Genomic DNA, 14,081 nt, shown 5'->3' with positions numbered 1-14,081 from the left:
GGCGGCGCATGCCGGGGTCAGGTGTAGTCATAGAAGCCTCATCCGGTCTTCCGGCCGAGCTCGACGGCGGCGACCTTCGCGCGCAGCAGTCGCGGGGGCTCGACACGCTCGCCCAGCGTCCGGTGCAGGTAGTCGGGCGATCGACAGGCGCACGTCGAGTCCGACCAGATCGGCCGAGCGCAGCGGGCCCATCGGGTGCCGGTACCCCAGTTCCATCGCGGTGTCGATGGCCTCGGCGTCAGCGACGCCCTCCTCCAGCTTCCGGATGGCCTCCATCCCCAGGAGGACGCCGAGCCAGGATGATGCGAACCCGGGGAGTCGTGGACGACGATCCCGGTCTTCCCCAGCCGCCGCACCCAGGTGTCCGCGGCGTCGACGACGTCCGGAGCGGTGTCGACGGCGACGACGATCTCGACCAGCCGGGAGGCGGGGACGGGTTTGAAGAAGTGCATCCCGATGAACCGGTGCGGCCGGTCCAGCGTGGCGGCCAGCTCCCTGACAGACAGGGAGGAGGTTTCGTCGCCAGCACCGCCGCCGGGCGCACGGCCTGCTCGACCTCGCGGAGCAGCTGGGCCATCAGGGCGGCGTCCTCGGGCACGGCTTCGACGACGAGCAGGGCATCGGCGGGGATGTCCGCAGGGCTGGATCGGATGCGCAGCCTGGCCAGGACGTCCGGGACCGCCTCCGTCAGCGTGCCCCGCGCGGCCGACTTCTCGACGGAGGAGGTCACCCGCTCCCGGGTCGCGTCCGGCGCAAGCGCTTCCACCACGGTGACCGCGCACCCGGTGGTGAGCAACGCATGGGCGATGCCGGACCCCATCTTCCCCCGCCGACGACGGCCGCGTCGGAGATGTCTACGTCGTCCGGTACGGGCATGGCTCTCCTCAGGACAGCGACTGGAGCTGTGGCAGCACGGAGCAGGTGAACTCGTCGACGATCTCCTGGCGGCGGACGCCCTCGCCGACGGGGAGAAGATCAGGGTCTCCGCGCCGGCGTCGGCGTACTCCCGCGCCCGGGCGGCGACCCGGGCCGGGTCGCCGTGCAACAGGTACCGGTCGGCGATCCGGTCGAAGTCCTGCTGGTACACCGCACCGACTCCGTCGACGACCTCCTGGCGCGATCGCACCGGGTCCTGGTCGACGCCGCCCCAGCAGAAGATGGACCCGCGCACCGCTGCCGGGTCCCGCCCCGCCTGCTCGGCGGCCGCGCGCACCTCCGCGAGGCTGGAGGCGACCTGCTCCGGCGAGTACATGTACGGCATCCAGACGTCGGCGTAGCGGCCCGCCCGGGCGATGGCGGCCGGGCTGCGGCCGCCGAGCCAGATCGGCGGGCCACCCGGTTGCACCGGGCCGGGGGCGAGCGCGAGGTCGGGCACGCGGGTGAACCGGCCATCGAAGTCGACCGGGCCGCCGCTCCAGAGGCTCGCGAGCAGCTCCAGTGCCTCGTCGGTGCGTGCCCCGCGGGTGGTCACGTCCACGCCGGCCGCGACGAACTCGGGCGGGTACTCACCGCCCACGCCGACGCCCATGTCGAACCGCCCACCGGAGACCTGGTCCAAGGTGGTCGCCAGCTTCGCCGCGATCGCGGCGGGATACAGCGGGAGCACCGTGAGGGAGCTGAGCAAACGGATGCGCGACGTGGCGCCGGCCGCCGCGGCCAGGGCGACGAAGCCGTTGGGGTGCGGCCCATGGAAGAAGAGGTGCTCGCCGACGGCGACGCCGTCGTAGCCGGCGTCCTCGGCGTGGCGCGCCTCGGCGGCCACGGCGCGCTGATCGAAGCTCAGGGTCAGCATCACGCGCACCGTGCATCGTCTCCTCGAAGCGGTCGACCTGCTACGCGGAGACTACCGGCTGCGGGCGAAATAGTAGAGTGATCGCCGTGATGGGGCAGCGGACGGTGCTGGTGCTGGGCGGGAGCAGCGGGATCGGACGCTCGGTGGTGCGCCGGCTCGCCGCCGAGGGCACGCCGGTGGTGTTCACGTACAACACCGGCGCCGAACGAGCCGAATGGATGTGCGCCGACCTCGGTCCCCGCGTCCGCGCGGTGCGGTGCGACGTCCGTCGTCCGGACGACGTCGCGGCGGCCTTCGAGGCCGTCGGGAACGACCTGTCCGGCGTGGTGCACTGCGCGGGCGGCTGGACCTACACCCGCCTGAGCGAGCTCACCGTCGAGGACCTGGACGACGCGTGGGCGCTCAACGCGCGCTCGGTGGCGCTGACCCTGCAGGAGAGCGGGCGCCGGCTGGCCGACGGCGGCGCGGTCGTCGTGGTCTCCTCCGCGGCCGCCGAGCTGGCTCCGGCCCGGCAGACCTCGTACGTCATGGCCAAGGCAGCCGCCGAGGCCGCCGTCCGGGTGGCGGCCAAGGAGCTCGGGCGCCAGGGCATCCGGGTCACCGCGGTCCGGCCGGGCGCCACCGACACCCCGCAGCTGCGCGGGACGACGGGGGAGGAGGCCATCGAGGCGATGGCCAAGGCTCCTGCTCTGCGTCGCCTCGGCCAGGCCGAGGACATCGCCTCGGTGATCACCTTCCTGCTCGGCCCGGAGGCCGGCTGGGTCACCGGCACGGTCATCGACGTGGACGGCGGCCTGCGGTAGGCAGGTCAGCCGACCTGCACCAGGTGCTCGCGGTACCGCCGGGCGTTCTCGACGTAGAGCGGCACGGCCCAGCCGATCTGCTCGGCGATCCCTGCGCCCTCCCGCACCCGCGCGGGCACGCCCAGTGCCCGGCAGTCAGCCGGCACCAGGGTGCCCTCCGGAACCAGGGCGCCGGCCCCTACGAGTGACCCGTCCTCGATGACGACGCGGTTGAGGACGACCGAGTTCGACCCGATCAGGCAGCGATCGCCCACGGTGCAGCCCTCGAGGTGGGCGAGGTGTCCGACGACGCAGTCAGCGCCGATCACCGTGGGGTGCTCGGCGGTGGTGTGCAGCACGGTGCCGTCCTGGATCGACGTCCGCGCCCCGACCCGGATCTCCCCGTAGTCGCCGCGCAGCACGGCCTGGGGCCAGACGCTCGCCTCCGGGCCGAGTTCCACCCGGCCGATGACCGTTGCGTCGGGATGCACCCAGGCCGTGGGGTGGATGGTGGGAGCGACGCCGTCGAGGGCCCAGACGGTCACGAGTGATCGGCGACGAGTTCGGTGTCCACGCCGATCTTGCCGACCTTCGACGCCCCGCCCGGGCTGCCGAGGGGTCCCTCGCGCCCGGGCAGGGGCTCGACGAAGAAGCGTCGGTTGTCGGCGATGTGGGGCTCGTTCTCCTCGGACACCCGGCGATCCTGGGAGATGGCCTCGACCGGGCAGACCGGCTCGCAGGCGCCGCAGTCGATGCACTCCTTGGGATTGATGTACAGCTTCCGGTCACCCTCGTAGATGCAGTCGACCGGGCACTCCTCCACACACGACATGTCGGTGGTGTCGATGCACTCGGAGCCGATGACGTAGGGCACGGGGGTGTCTCCTGAGATGAGGGCTCAGTGCGCGGCAGCCGCGCCGATGCCGGCGGGGTCGTCGCTGCTGTGGCCGGGGAACAGGGGTTGGTCGGGGTCGAGATAGGTGGCGGCATTGTTCACCGCGGTCGCGGACTCCCCGAAACCTACGGCGATCAACCGCACCTTGCCCGCGTACTCGGTGATGTCGCCCGCCGAGTACACGCCGGGCACCGACGTGCGCATCGCGGTGTCGACCATGATCTTGCGATCGACGATATCGACGCCCCAGGTCTCCAGTGGGCCGATATCGGCGGTGAAACCGAGGGCGGCGATGCACGACTGCGCCGTGTAGGGCGTCACCGTGCCGTCCTTCGCCTTGACGTGCACGGTGTGCAGTCGCTCGTCGCCCTCGAGCGAGTCGACCTGCGCGTCGGTGACGATGACGGTCGACCCTTTCTCCATGTCAGCGACGCTGGCGGCGTGGGCCCGGAAGTTCTTGCGCCGGTGCACGAGCGTGACCGAGGAGGCGAGGCCGTCGAGGGCCAGCGCCCAGTCGACGGCGCTGTCCCCACCGCCGACGATGACGACGTCCTGGCCGGCGTGGGCGGCGAGTTCCTTGACCACGTACGTCAGCCCGCGGCCCTCCCACACGGCGCCACCGGGCAAGGGGCGCGGGGTGAACGTGCCGATGCCGCCGGTGATCACCACCGTTCCGGTGCTGATCCGGGTGCCCTTGTCCGTGGTGACGATCAGCCGTTCGCCGGCGCGCGGACGGTGCCCGGCCTCGTTGGTCAGGTGCTCGGCGCGCTCGCCGAGCACGTAGACCGGGTCGAAGCGGGCCGCCTGCTCGACGAGGCCGGCGACGAGATCCCGGCCCTTGATCCCCGGGAAGCCGGCGACGTCGTAGACCATCTTCTCCGGGTACAACGCGGTCACCTGGCCACCCGGCTCCGGAAGGCTGTCGACGATCGCGGTGCGCAGGCCCCGGAAGCCCGCGTAGTAGGCGGCGTACAGCCCGGCGGGGCCGGCACCGACGACCAGCAGGTCGACGTCGACCCGCCGTCCGCCGGCCGCCGCGTTGTCGGGCAGCAGCGTGTCGGTCGCGGTCACTGGTCCTCCTCGCTGGCGCTCGTCGGCCTCGTGACCGCGGGCGGTGCTGTGTTCATGGGTGACCTCGCACGCTCGGTCACCGGTCCTCCTCGCTGGCGCTCGTCGGCCTCGTGACCGCGGGCGGTGCTGTGTTCATGGGTGACCTCGCACGCTCGGTCACCGGTCCTCCTCGCTGGCGCTCGTCGGCCTCGTGACCGCGGGCGGTGCTGTGTTCACGAGTGACCTCGCACGCTCGGTCACGCAGGGCCTCCGGTCATCGGGATCAGGTCGGGCGTGGCTGAGTCGAGGCGCTCGAGGGCCAGCTCGCGGATGCGGAAGCGTTGCAGCTTGCCGGTCGCGGTGGTCGGCAACTCGTCGAACACCAGGACGTTGCGGGGGCGCTTGAACGCGGCGAGGCCGTCGCGGCAGAACGCCACCAGGTCGTCGGCCGTGGCGGTGGCCCCGGGGAGAGGACGGTGCAGGCGACGGGCTTGTCCAGGCCGGACGCGTCGGGGACCGACACGACGACGACCTGCATCACCTCTGGGTGCTGCCGCAGCCGCTCCTCCACCTCGGTGGGGAGACCCAGATGCCGCCGGCCTTGATGATGTCGTCGGTGCGGCCCAGGGAGGTGTAGAAACCGTCCTCGCCGCGGACGTAGGTGTCGCCGGTGCGCACCCAGTCGCCCTGGAAGACCAACCGGGTCGTCGCCATGCGGCACCAGTAGCCGGTCGCCGCGGAGCTGCCGCGCACGAACAGGTTGCCCGGGGTTCCGTCGGGCACCGGGTTGCCGTCGTCATCGAGGATCTTGGCGTCGTAGCCGGCGACGATCTCGCCGGTGGCGCCGGCGCGCGTGCGGCCGGGGCGGCCGCTGATGAAGATGTGCAGCATCTCCGTGGAGCCGATGCCGTCGAGCATCTCGACGTCGAAGGTGGAGGTGAAGCGTTCGAACAGCGGGGCAGGGAACGCCTCGCCGGCCGAGACGCACGCGCGGACCGACGTGAAGGCGTCCTGCGGCAGGTCCGCCGCCAGCAGCGCGGCGTAGTACGTCGGACCGCCGAAGAACAGCGTCGGCCGGAACTCCTGCAGCACGCGCACGGTGCCGGCCGGGCTCGGCCGCGACCGGTCGAGGACCGTGCTGGCGCCCACCGAGAAGGGGAACGTGAGCGTGTTGCCGAGGCCGTAGGCGAAGAAGAACTTGGCCACCGAGAACGTGACGTCGTCCGGCCCGATGACGAGCACGTCCCGGGCGTAGGTCTCCGCTGTGTCACGCAGGGAGCCGTGCCGGTGCATCGCTCCCTTCGGCGTGCCCGTGGTGCCGGACGTGTAGAGCCAGAAGGCGGGGAGTCGGCGACCGTGGGGTAGGGCGCGGCGGTCTGCTCCAGGAAGCCGGCGCCGGCACTGACGAAGGAGTCCCAGTCGCGCACCCGCGTGCCGTCGACCCCGGGGAGCGCGGTGTCGGGTCGCTCCGTCAGGACGACGACGTCCGCCAGGTCGGGCAGTCCGCCGACGGCCGGTGCGAGCTCGGCGAACTCCGAGCTGAGGGCCACGAGGCGGGCGCGACTGTCCCGCGCCAGGACGGCGATGTCCTTGGGCTTGAGCATCGTGCTCACCGGCACCGGGACGGCGCCGATCCGCAGTCCCGCGAGGAACGCCGTCAGCAGCTCGGGCGTGTCGCCCATGCACAGGAGGAGCCGTTCCTCCGGGCGGACGCCCGATGCGATGAGGGCGGCCGCGAACCGGCGGATCGCCTCGTCGAGCTCGCCGTAGCTGAGCGTTCGCACGTCGCCGTCCAGACCGATCGCGGTGATCGCCCGGCGCTCCGGCGTCGCGACGGCGTGCCTGTCGACCAGCCACTCGGCGGCGTTGAACAGGTCCGGCGACGCCGGCGCCGGGTGCGGTGCGGGTGCTGCAGGTGCGGTGTCGACGGTGGCCACGCAGCCTCCTCGGACAGCGGAGCCGCCGGGAGACGAGAACACGTCACCCGGCGACTCCGGAGGGGTCAGAACCGGACGTAGTCGTACTCGACCGGCATCGAGTTGATGCCGACCGACGGCGGGGAGATCCAGCCCGCGAAGTCGCCGGTGTCGTAGTGCGGGACCATCAGCTCGGCCACCCGGGCGCGGTCGTCGGACGTCGGCAGCCACTCGCCCACGTTCTTCTCCCACGCGGCGTCGTCGAGGATCTCGCCCGTCGGGCTCACGCGATGGCCGGCGAAGGTGCCGACCTTGCGGTTGAAGCCCTGGTGCGGCAGGAACAGCCGCTCCTCCAGCCCGGCGTCCTCGAGCTCCTGGTTCCAGCGCTTCACGCCGTTCTCGCAGTCCGCGGCGTACTCGTTGCGCAGGTCGAGGTTCAGCGCGGTGAGCATCGGCACGTTCTTGGTGGACATCGCGCCGTTCTCGATGATCGGCACGTCCATCGTGAGGTCGTGCAGCTGGTGGTCGTCCTTGCGGCGGGTCTCCATCCAGCGTCCCTTGAGCCCGGCGGTGTAGTAGGCGGCCGCGTTGGACGAGGTCTCCGAGCCGAACAGGTCCATCGACACCGAGAACTGGAAGTTGAGGTACTTCTGGATGACCGTCAGCGGGATGCCGCCGTACTGCCAGATGTCGTCGGTACCGTGCTGCTTCATCAGCTCGGCGGTCCGCTGCACGGTGCGCTGCACGCCGGTGGTGCCGACGAACATGTGGTGCGCCTCTTCCTTGAGCATGAACTCGCAGGTGCGCGCCAGCGGGTCGAAGCCGCTCTCCTTCAGCGTGCCGAGCTGGTACTTGCCGTCCCGGTCGGTGAAGTAGGTGAACATGAAGAACGACAGCCAGTCCGTCGTCTCCTCGTTGAACGCCCCGAGGATCCGCGGCGAGTCGAAGTCGCCGGAGTTGCGCTTGAGCAGCTGCTCGGCCTCCTCGCGGCCGTCCTTCCCGAAGTAGGCCTGGAGCAGGTAGACCATCGCCCAGAGGTGGCGGCCTTCCTCGACGTTGACCTGGAACAGGTTGCGCATGTCGTACAGCGACGGCGCGGTCATGCCGAGGTGGCGCTGCTGCTCGACCGAGGCCGGCTCGGTGTCGCCCTGGACGACGATCAGCCGGCGCAGGTCCGACCGGTGCTCGCCTGGAACCTCCTGCCAGGCCGGTTCGCCCTTCTTGTCGCCGAAGTTGACCTTGCGGTCGGGGTCCTGCTCGGCGAGGAAGATGCCCCAGCGGTAGTCCTCCATGGGCACCCGGTCGAAGTGCGCCCAGCCGTCGCGTCCGACGGCGATGGCGGTGCGCAGGTAGACGTCGTGGGTCGGGATGGACGGGCCGAGGTTCTTCCACCAGTCGATGAACTTCGGCTGCCAGGCCTCCAGGGCGCGCTGGAGCTTGCGGTCGCCGGCGAGGTTGACGTTGTTCGGGATCTTCTCGCTGTAGTCGATCTTCGACGTCGGGCCGGTCGGCGTGGGCGCCTCGCCGGTGACCGTGCCTGACTGGGGAGTGCTCTCCGTGGTGGTCATCGTCAGACCCGCTTCCTGTCGTAGTCGGCCCGCTGACCGGTGCCGTACCGGCGCAGTGCCCCTTCGGGGCCAGCGGCGTTGGGCCGCTGGAAGATCCAGTTCTGCCACGCGGTGAGCCGGCCGAAGACCTTGGTCTCCGGGGTTTCCTGGCCGGCGAAGCGGAGGTTGGCCTCCATGCCGGTCAGCGCATCGGGGAGAAGCTCCGGCGCTCCTCGACGACCAGCCGGATCTCGTCCTCCCAGTCGATGTCGTCCGGTGCGGTGGTGACCAGGCCGAGCTCGAGGGCGTCCGCGGCGAGCAGGTCGCGGCCGACCGCGGCCTCCGCGGCGGCCAGCTCCTCGGCGCTGCCGAGGAAGCGGACCTGCAGGCGGGTGAGGTCGTTGCCCATGGGCAGCAGGCCGGTGTTGAACTCGTCCAGCCGGATCACCGCGGGGGCAGCGGGGCGTCGTCCTCTTCGAACTGGCCCTCGAGCATGAACGAGCGGTCGGCGGCGAACGCGATCTCGGCGAGGGCACCGACGAAGCAGCTGCCCGGCTCGATCAGCGCGAACAGGCTGCGCGAGGTGGTGTCGAGCCGCTTCACGGTCCGCTTGTAGAAGCCGATGGTCTCGTTGACCAGCCAGTCGTCGCGGTGCGCGAGCAGGAACTCGTCGTACGCGGCCACGGTCGCGACGTCGCCCTCGGTGCGCAGCAGCCAGGTGCCGATGGACAGCTCGTTGGTGCGCAGGCGCAGGATCGCGTCGTCGAGCTCCCGGGTGGCGGCCAGCAGCCAGGCCTGGTCGCCCTGCTGGTGCAGCTCGTCGACGTCGTCCGGGACGGCGGTCGGGCCGAGCACCGTGACGGTGGCGGTACCCGACTCGCGGTCGAGGACGACGCGCACGTGCTGGTACCGGGTCGTGTCGCCGTCGACCTCGCGCGCCAGCGGGGTGAGCTGCACCCCTGGGCACCGGCGCCGGGGCGGGATGACGTGGCCGCGGCCTCAGCAGCCCGCCGGGCGATCTCGCCCGGGAACTCGGTCGCCTTCGCGGTCCCGTCGACGAGGCGCCACTGCACTGCCCGATCGCCCTTGATGCCCTCGGACGTGGTGGAGAAGATGTCGGCGAGGTCGCGACGGACGCCGCGCTTGTCGACGACGCGCGTCAGGCCACCGGTGCCGGGCAGCACGCCCAGCAGCGGCACCTCAGGGAGCGAGACGGATGACGAGTTGTCGTCGACGAGCAGGATCTCGTCGCACGCCAGCGCCAGCTCGTAGCCGCCGCCCGCGGCGGTGCCGTTGACCGCGGCGATCGAGCGGAGCCCGGAGTGGGCGGAGGCATCCTCGATGCCGTTGCGGGTCTCGTTGGTGAACTTGCAGAAGTTCACCTTCCAGCTGTGCGGTGAGGCGGCCAACATCTTGATGTTGGCGCCGGCGCAGAACATGCGGTCCTTGCCGCTGGTGACGACGATCGCCTTGGCCTCGGGGTGCTCGAAGCGGATCCGCTGGACGGCGTCGTGCAGCTCGATGTCCACGCCGAGGTCGTAGCTGTTCATCTTCAGCTCGTAGCCCGGGACGATCCCGCCGTCCTCGGCGACGTCCAGCGTGAGCGTGGCCACGTCGCCGTCGACCGACAGCTTCCAGTGCTTGTACCGGTCAGGGAGGTGTCGAAGGAGACCTCGGTCTGCGCAGGGGGCTGGTCGGGGCCGGGGGCCGTGGCCTCCGCGCCTCCGGTTGCCGGACGGTCGTCGAGGGTGGTCACGAATCCTCCAAGGGATGTACTGACGCGGTAGTCCCGCGGGCTTTCGAGACCATCCTGACGTGCTACACCGACATGCGCAAGCGGCAGCTCCAGTGTAGACATGTGGCTCACGTCTCTATCCTGCGAATCGTCGGCCGCGTGCCCATGTCGGTCGGCCGGACGACAGATGCCTCAGGGGGCCCCATGAGCACCACGGACACCCGGACGACGAGCCTGCGGTGGGTGAAGGACGACGATCCCCGGTGGGACACCGACCGCGAACGAGTGTTCGCGGGCATTCCGGAGGGCGTCTTCCGTGCCGAGTCGCGAGCGGCGGGGAGCGGCTCGCCAGCGACTGGTGGCGGGTTGAGGACGGCGATCGCGTCGTCGCCTACGGCTGGCTGGACGACGTGTGGGGCGACGCCGAGATCCTGCTCGCCGTGGACCAGAGCGCCAGGGGCACCGGTGCCGGCGCCTTCACCCTCGCCCGACTCGAGGAGGAGGCAGCCGCCCGTGGGCTCAACTACGTGCTGAACGTGGTGCGGGACACACATCCCGATCGGGTCGCCGTCACCGAGTGGTTCCTCGCCCACGGCTTCACCGGCACCGACGACGGCAGGCTCCGCAAGCGGGTGGGCGACCGGAAGCGGGACATCGGCCAGCGCAACGCGGGTCGTCCGGGGACCGGCACGTTCGAACCGGACGAGGCGCACCGGGCGGCGTACGACGCCGAGCGCGAGCGGGCGTCGGCGCGCCCCCGGGGGAGTCCGAGCAGCCGGGCGGTTCTGATCTCGGCCCCGGAGCCGAGGAGAGCGGCGGCTACGTGGACCCGGAGCACCACCGTTTCTGACGTCGTTCTCCGGACGACACCGCGGCCGGCCGTCCCCGGCTCACACGGGGCCCCGGTCCCGGCAGCTCGTCAGGCCACGCCGAGGAGTCGGTGAGCGACCGAGCTGTCGCTGCGGAACTCCCGCGTGGTGGACCGGTGGGCGATCACGCCCTTGTCCATGACCGCGATGTCGTCGGCGACGGCGAACGCGAGATGCAGGTCCTGCTCGACCACCACCAGCGTCACCCCTCGGCCTTCATCCGGCCGATGGCCTCACCGATGAGGTCCACGACCGCGGGCGCCAGCCCGTCCGAGGGCTCGTCCATGAGCACGAGGCGCGGGTTGGTGAGCAGGGCCCGCGCGATGGCCAGCATCTGCTGTTCGCCGCCCGAGAGCTGGCCGGCATCGTGCCGGCGGCGTTCCCCGAGACGCGGGAACAGGTCCAGCACCCGGTCGATGTCCCAGGGGCCACGGCCCCGTCCACGCCGCGCGGCCAGGTCCAGGTGCTCGGTCACGCTGAGCGGTGGCCACACCCGCCGTCCCTGCGGCACGAGACCGACCCCGCCCGCGCGATCACGTCCGAACGGCGTCCCGCCAGGTCGACGCCGTCGAGCCGGACACTGCCCCGCGTGGGGTGTACCAGCCCCATCAGCGTGTTGATCAGCGTGCTCTTGCCCACCCCGTTGCGGCCGAGGAGCCCGAGCACCTGACCGGCCGCCACGTCGAGGTCGACCCCTGCAGCACCGTGCTGCGCTTGTAACCGGACTCCAGGTCACGCACCTCGAGCACGTCAGCTCACCTCCAGATGGGCGGTGCCGCTGCCGTCCAGGAACAGCGACTCGCGGCCGGAGCCCAGATAGGCCTCCTGGACGGCCTCGCTCGTGCGGACCTCGTCCGGGGTGCCGGTCAGGAGCTCCTGGCCCAGGTGCAGCACCGTCACCGAGGTCGCCAGCGCGAACACCACGTCGAGGTCGTGCTCCACGATGACGAGAGTGACCGACTCCGGCAACGACTTGAGCAGGCCGACGAGCTGGGCGCTCTCGGCCGGTGACATGCCGGCGGCCGGCTCGTCGAGGAGGAGGAGTCGGGGCTCGCAGGCCAGCGCGACGGCGACCTCCACCTGGCGCCGCTCACCGTGCGACAGGGCGGCGACCGGCGTCTCCGCACGGCCGGCCAGGCCGACGTCGGAGAGGAGCGCTGCCACCCGTTCCCGGGCGGCCGTCTGCCGGCGTGGCACCAGGGCGTGCCGGCTGCTGTGCTGGCGCTGAGCTGCCAGCAGCACGTTCTGCTGCACCGTCTGGGTGAGGAAGAGGCTGGAGTGCTGCAGGGTCTGGCTGATCCCGCGCCGGGCCCGCTGATGTTCCGACAGCCGGGAGATGTCCGAGCCCGCCAGGCCGATCGTCCCGGCCGACAGGGGCAGCGCGCCGGTGATCAGCTTGAACAGCGTGCTCTTGCCGGCGCCGTTGGGACCGATGAGCGCATGGCGTGCGCCATCGGGCACCTCGAGGCTGACGTCGTCGACCGCCTTGAGTGCGCCGAAGTGCCGGCTCGCGCCGGACAGGGACAGCAGCGGTGCACTCATGCCGGACCTCCTGATGAGCGCTGCCGGCGGCCGACCAGGCCGCTGAGGCCGGCGAAGCCGCGGGGGAGCACGTAGACGGCGACGACGAACACCACGCCCAGCAGCAGGGGCCGTGCCCGTCCAGCTGGGGACCGAAGGTGTCCCGGACCAGCACGACGACCGCCGCGCCCAGGATCGGACCCCACAGCGTGCCGGCTCCGCCGAGGATCACGGCCAGGAGGATCAGTGCGCTGGTGGTGAAGCCGGTGTCGGTCGGGTTGACGATGCGGACCAGGCCGGCCAGGAGGCCGCCGGCCAGACCGGCGAAGCCGCCGGCGATCGCGAATGCGACGAATTTGTAGCGGAAGGGCGAGTAGCCCAGTGACCGCATCCGGGGTTCGTTGTCCCGGATGCCGCGGAGCACGCTGCCGAACGGCGAGTGCGCCACCAGCCAGAGGCCGAGGAAGCCCAGCAGCGCGACGGCCAGGATGTACCAGTAGACGTAGCCGGCCAGCGTCAGGGGTTCGCCGCCGACGCGCACGCTGGGGATGCCGAACAGGCCGTTGGAGCCACCGGTCACGTCGGAGAGGCTCTGCGCGAGCTGGTGCACCAGCTCGCCGATGGCCAGTGTCAGCATGAGGAAGTAGACGCCGCCGCTGCGCACCGCGAGCCACCCGGTCGCGGCCGCGGCCACGGCGCCGGCCACCCCGGCCAGCAGGACAGGGACGGGCGCCTCGCTGGTCCAGTGGATCGACACCAGCCCTGCCGTGTAGGCGCCGACGCCGAAGTACGCGGCGTGCCCCAGGGAGGGCAGACCGGTGACCCCGACGAGCAGGTCGAGGCTCACGGCGAACAGCGCGAAGACCAGGATCCGGGAGAGCGTGTTCGTGTCGAACGGCGCGAGGAACAGCGGGACCGCCGCGAGGAGCGCGAGCAGTACCAGCGCCGCGACCGCGGGGAGGGAGCGGCCGAACCGGCGGGACAAACCTCCTGGAGAGCCGGTTGCCGGGGGTTCGGCGACGGACGGTTCGGTCGGCCTGTCGGCGTGCACGGTCATCAGTGGGCCACCTTCCCGGCGAAGAGTCCGCGCGGACGGACGACCAGCACCAGTGCGAGCGTGCCGAACAGGATGAAGGACGCGATCTCGGGGAACAACGCCCGGCCCAGCGACTCCACCTGGCCGATGACGAGAGCGCCCACCAGCGCGCCGCGCACGGAGCCCAGCCCGCCGATGACGATGACGACGAGCGCCAGGATGAGGATCGTCTTGTCCAGTCCCGGCCGCGCGCCGTAGACGGGTGCGGCCAGCACCCCGGCCACGGTGGCCAGCAGGGAGCCCACCCCCAGGACGGCGAACTTGACCTTCCGGTTGTCGATCCCCAGGGCCGACACCATCTCCCGGTCGGCGACGCTGGCCCGCACGAGCGCACCGATCGACGTCTTCTCCACCACCAGCCAGACCACCAGCGCCAGCACCAGGCCGACCGCGATGAGCATCAGCCGGTAGGTGGGGTACGAGCTGCCCGCGACGCCGACGCTGCCGGCGAGGCCGGGCGGCTCGGGGACGGAGAACACGTCGTTGCCGTAGATGATCGACAGCACCTCGGCGACGATCAGCGAGATGCCGAGCGTCAGCAACGCCTGGTCGAGGATCGGCCGGCGGGCCAGCGGCTCGGTGAGGCCGGACAACGCCCCGCCGGCCAGCAGGCCGACGAGCGCGGCGATCCCCAGTGCGGCGAAGAACCCGCCCCACGACTCGCCGGCCACGAACGTCACGGCGAGGTAGGAACCGATCAGGAAGAACGCGCCGTGGGCGAGGTTGAGCACGTCCATCATCCCGAAGACGATCGACAGCCCCACGGCGAGGATGAACAGCAACGAGCCGATCGCGAACCCGTTGAGAATGCTGACCAGGTTCGCGTCGAACCAGCCGGCCATCGAGGTCTCCTCTCCGCGCGGATCGGCGGCCACGGC

At 71.4% G+C, this 14,081-nt stretch carries 17 protein-coding genes and 6 pseudogenes; 2 read left to right on the top strand and 21 right to left on the bottom strand.

The window, feature by feature from the left end:
* Nucleotides 1-27 precede the first annotated feature (27 nt).
* From U6N30_RS14725 to U6N30_RS14715, 3 genes and pseudogenes are all read right to left on the bottom strand, one after another.
* Nucleotides 28-276, bottom strand: coding sequence for a 3-hydroxyacyl-CoA dehydrogenase family protein (locus U6N30_RS14725; protein WP_324277854.1), 249 nt, complete (start codon nt 274-276; stop codon nt 28-30).
* Nucleotides 277-377: 101 nt separating this feature from the next.
* Nucleotides 378-458: pseudogene (locus tag U6N30_RS14720) on the bottom strand (3-hydroxyacyl-CoA dehydrogenase NAD-binding domain-containing protein); the annotation flags it as partial.
* A 119-nt stretch (nt 459-577) separates the two neighbouring features.
* Nucleotides 578-1,792, bottom strand: a pseudogene (locus U6N30_RS14715) (LLM class flavin-dependent oxidoreductase); the annotation flags it as partial.
* A gap of 89 nt (nt 1,793-1,881) precedes the next feature.
* On the opposite strand from U6N30_RS14715, the gene U6N30_RS14710 reads away from it, so the two are divergent.
* On the top strand, nt 1,882-2,595 hold the full coding sequence (locus U6N30_RS14710) for an SDR family NAD(P)-dependent oxidoreductase (RefSeq protein ID WP_324278312.1): 714 nt from the start codon (nt 1,882-1,884) through the stop codon (nt 2,593-2,595).
* A 5-nt stretch (nt 2,596-2,600) separates the two neighbouring features.
* On the opposite strand, the gene U6N30_RS14705 is transcribed toward U6N30_RS14710, so the two are convergent.
* From U6N30_RS14705 to U6N30_RS14655, 11 genes and pseudogenes are all read right to left on the bottom strand, one after another.
* Nucleotides 2,601-3,119 (bottom strand): gamma carbonic anhydrase family protein, encoded by a 519-nt coding sequence (locus tag U6N30_RS14705; protein WP_324277853.1) that lies wholly within the window; start codon nt 3,117-3,119, stop codon nt 2,601-2,603.
* Nucleotides 3,116-3,448, bottom strand: coding sequence for a ferredoxin (gene fdxA / locus U6N30_RS14700; protein WP_324277852.1), 333 nt, complete (start codon nt 3,446-3,448; stop codon nt 3,116-3,118). Before fdxA ends, U6N30_RS14705 begins: the two co-directional genes overlap by 4 nt.
* Before the next feature lie 24 nt (nt 3,449-3,472).
* Nucleotides 3,473-4,540 carry an NAD(P)/FAD-dependent oxidoreductase gene (locus U6N30_RS14695; RefSeq protein WP_324277851.1) on the bottom strand — a complete coding sequence of 356 codons (1,068 nt, stop codon included), beginning with the start codon at nt 4,538-4,540 and terminating at the stop codon, nt 3,473-3,475.
* 236 nt (nt 4,541-4,776) lie between these two features.
* Nucleotides 4,777-4,956: a hypothetical protein gene (locus U6N30_RS14690; RefSeq protein WP_324278687.1), complete on the bottom strand. Its 180-nt coding sequence runs from the start codon at nt 4,954-4,956 to the stop codon at nt 4,777-4,779.
* 100 nt (nt 4,957-5,056) lie between these two features.
* Nucleotides 5,057-5,812 (bottom strand): AMP-binding protein, encoded by a 756-nt coding sequence (locus U6N30_RS14685; RefSeq protein WP_324277850.1) that lies wholly within the window; start codon nt 5,810-5,812, stop codon nt 5,057-5,059.
* 185 nt (nt 5,813-5,997) lie between these two features.
* A pseudogene (locus U6N30_RS14680) lies at nt 5,998-6,456 on the bottom strand (AMP-binding protein); the annotation flags it as partial.
* Between the two features lie 65 nt (nt 6,457-6,521).
* Entirely contained in the window at nt 6,522-8,003 is a 1,482-nt protein-coding gene (gene boxB, locus U6N30_RS14675) for a benzoyl-CoA 2,3-epoxidase subunit BoxB (protein WP_324277849.1), read from the bottom strand.
* Between the two features lie 2 nt (nt 8,004-8,005).
* Complete coding sequence (locus tag U6N30_RS14670) at nt 8,006-8,179, bottom strand: hypothetical protein (protein ID WP_324277848.1); 174 nt, start codon at nt 8,177-8,179, stop codon at nt 8,006-8,008.
* A 5-nt stretch (nt 8,180-8,184) separates the two neighbouring features.
* Nucleotides 8,185-8,430 carry a hypothetical protein gene (locus tag U6N30_RS14665; protein ID WP_324277847.1) on the bottom strand — a complete coding sequence of 82 codons (246 nt, stop codon included), beginning with the start codon at nt 8,428-8,430 and terminating at the stop codon, nt 8,185-8,187.
* Complete coding sequence (locus tag U6N30_RS14660; protein WP_324277846.1) at nt 8,427-8,666, bottom strand: hypothetical protein; 240 nt, start codon at nt 8,664-8,666, stop codon at nt 8,427-8,429. The genes U6N30_RS14665 and U6N30_RS14660 overlap by 4 nt, the downstream gene beginning before the upstream one ends.
* Complete coding sequence (locus U6N30_RS14655) at nt 8,582-9,595, bottom strand: enoyl-CoA hydratase-related protein (RefSeq protein WP_324277845.1); 1,014 nt, start codon at nt 9,593-9,595, stop codon at nt 8,582-8,584. The genes U6N30_RS14660 and U6N30_RS14655 overlap by 85 nt, the downstream gene beginning before the upstream one ends.
* Nucleotides 9,596-9,980: 385 nt before the next feature.
* Between U6N30_RS14655 and U6N30_RS14650 the strand changes: the two genes are divergently transcribed.
* Nucleotides 9,981-10,661, top strand: a complete 681-nt coding sequence (locus U6N30_RS14650; protein WP_324277844.1) for a GNAT family N-acetyltransferase — start codon at nt 9,981-9,983, stop codon at nt 10,659-10,661.
* Here U6N30_RS14650 and U6N30_RS14645 read toward each other — a convergent pair.
* The 7 genes and pseudogenes from U6N30_RS14645 to U6N30_RS14620 all read right to left on the bottom strand — a co-directional run bounded on the left by U6N30_RS14645 (nt 10,637) and on the right by U6N30_RS14620 (nt 14,078).
* On the bottom strand, nt 10,637-10,792 hold the full coding sequence (locus U6N30_RS14645) for a hypothetical protein (RefSeq protein WP_324277843.1): 156 nt from the start codon (nt 10,790-10,792) through the stop codon (nt 10,637-10,639). The genes U6N30_RS14650 and U6N30_RS14645 overlap by 25 nt on opposite strands.
* Complete coding sequence (locus U6N30_RS14640) at nt 10,789-11,079, bottom strand: ATP-binding cassette domain-containing protein (RefSeq protein ID WP_324277842.1); 291 nt, start codon at nt 11,077-11,079, stop codon at nt 10,789-10,791. Before U6N30_RS14640 ends, U6N30_RS14645 begins: the two co-directional genes overlap by 4 nt.
* A pseudogene (locus U6N30_RS14635) lies at nt 11,058-11,270 on the bottom strand (ATP-binding cassette domain-containing protein); the annotation flags it as partial. The gene U6N30_RS14640 and the pseudogene U6N30_RS14635, both read right to left, overlap by 22 nt.
* Before the next feature lie 66 nt (nt 11,271-11,336).
* Nucleotides 11,337-11,666 carry an ABC transporter ATP-binding protein C-terminal domain-containing protein gene (locus tag U6N30_RS33880; RefSeq protein WP_422678112.1) on the bottom strand — a complete coding sequence of 110 codons (330 nt, stop codon included), beginning with the start codon at nt 11,664-11,666 and terminating at the stop codon, nt 11,337-11,339.
* Nucleotides 11,667-12,128 (bottom strand): annotated as a pseudogene (locus U6N30_RS33875) (ATP-binding cassette domain-containing protein); the annotation flags it as partial.
* Nucleotides 12,129-12,261: 133 nt separating this feature from the next.
* Nucleotides 12,262-13,164 (bottom strand): annotated as a pseudogene (locus tag U6N30_RS14625) (branched-chain amino acid ABC transporter permease); the annotation flags it as partial.
* Nucleotides 13,164-14,078, bottom strand: a complete 915-nt coding sequence (locus tag U6N30_RS14620) for a branched-chain amino acid ABC transporter permease (protein WP_324277840.1) — start codon at nt 14,076-14,078, stop codon at nt 13,164-13,166. The gene U6N30_RS14620 and the pseudogene U6N30_RS14625, both read right to left, overlap by 1 nt.
* Nucleotides 14,079-14,081: the final 3 nt, after the last annotated feature.

Source organism: Blastococcus brunescens (genome assembly GCF_035320885.1).
Lineage (GTDB): Bacteria > Actinomycetota > Actinomycetes > Mycobacteriales > Geodermatophilaceae > Blastococcus_B > Blastococcus_B brunescens.
Note: the sequence above shows the minus strand (reverse complement) of the source record. Positions and strands in the feature narration are given on the sequence as shown.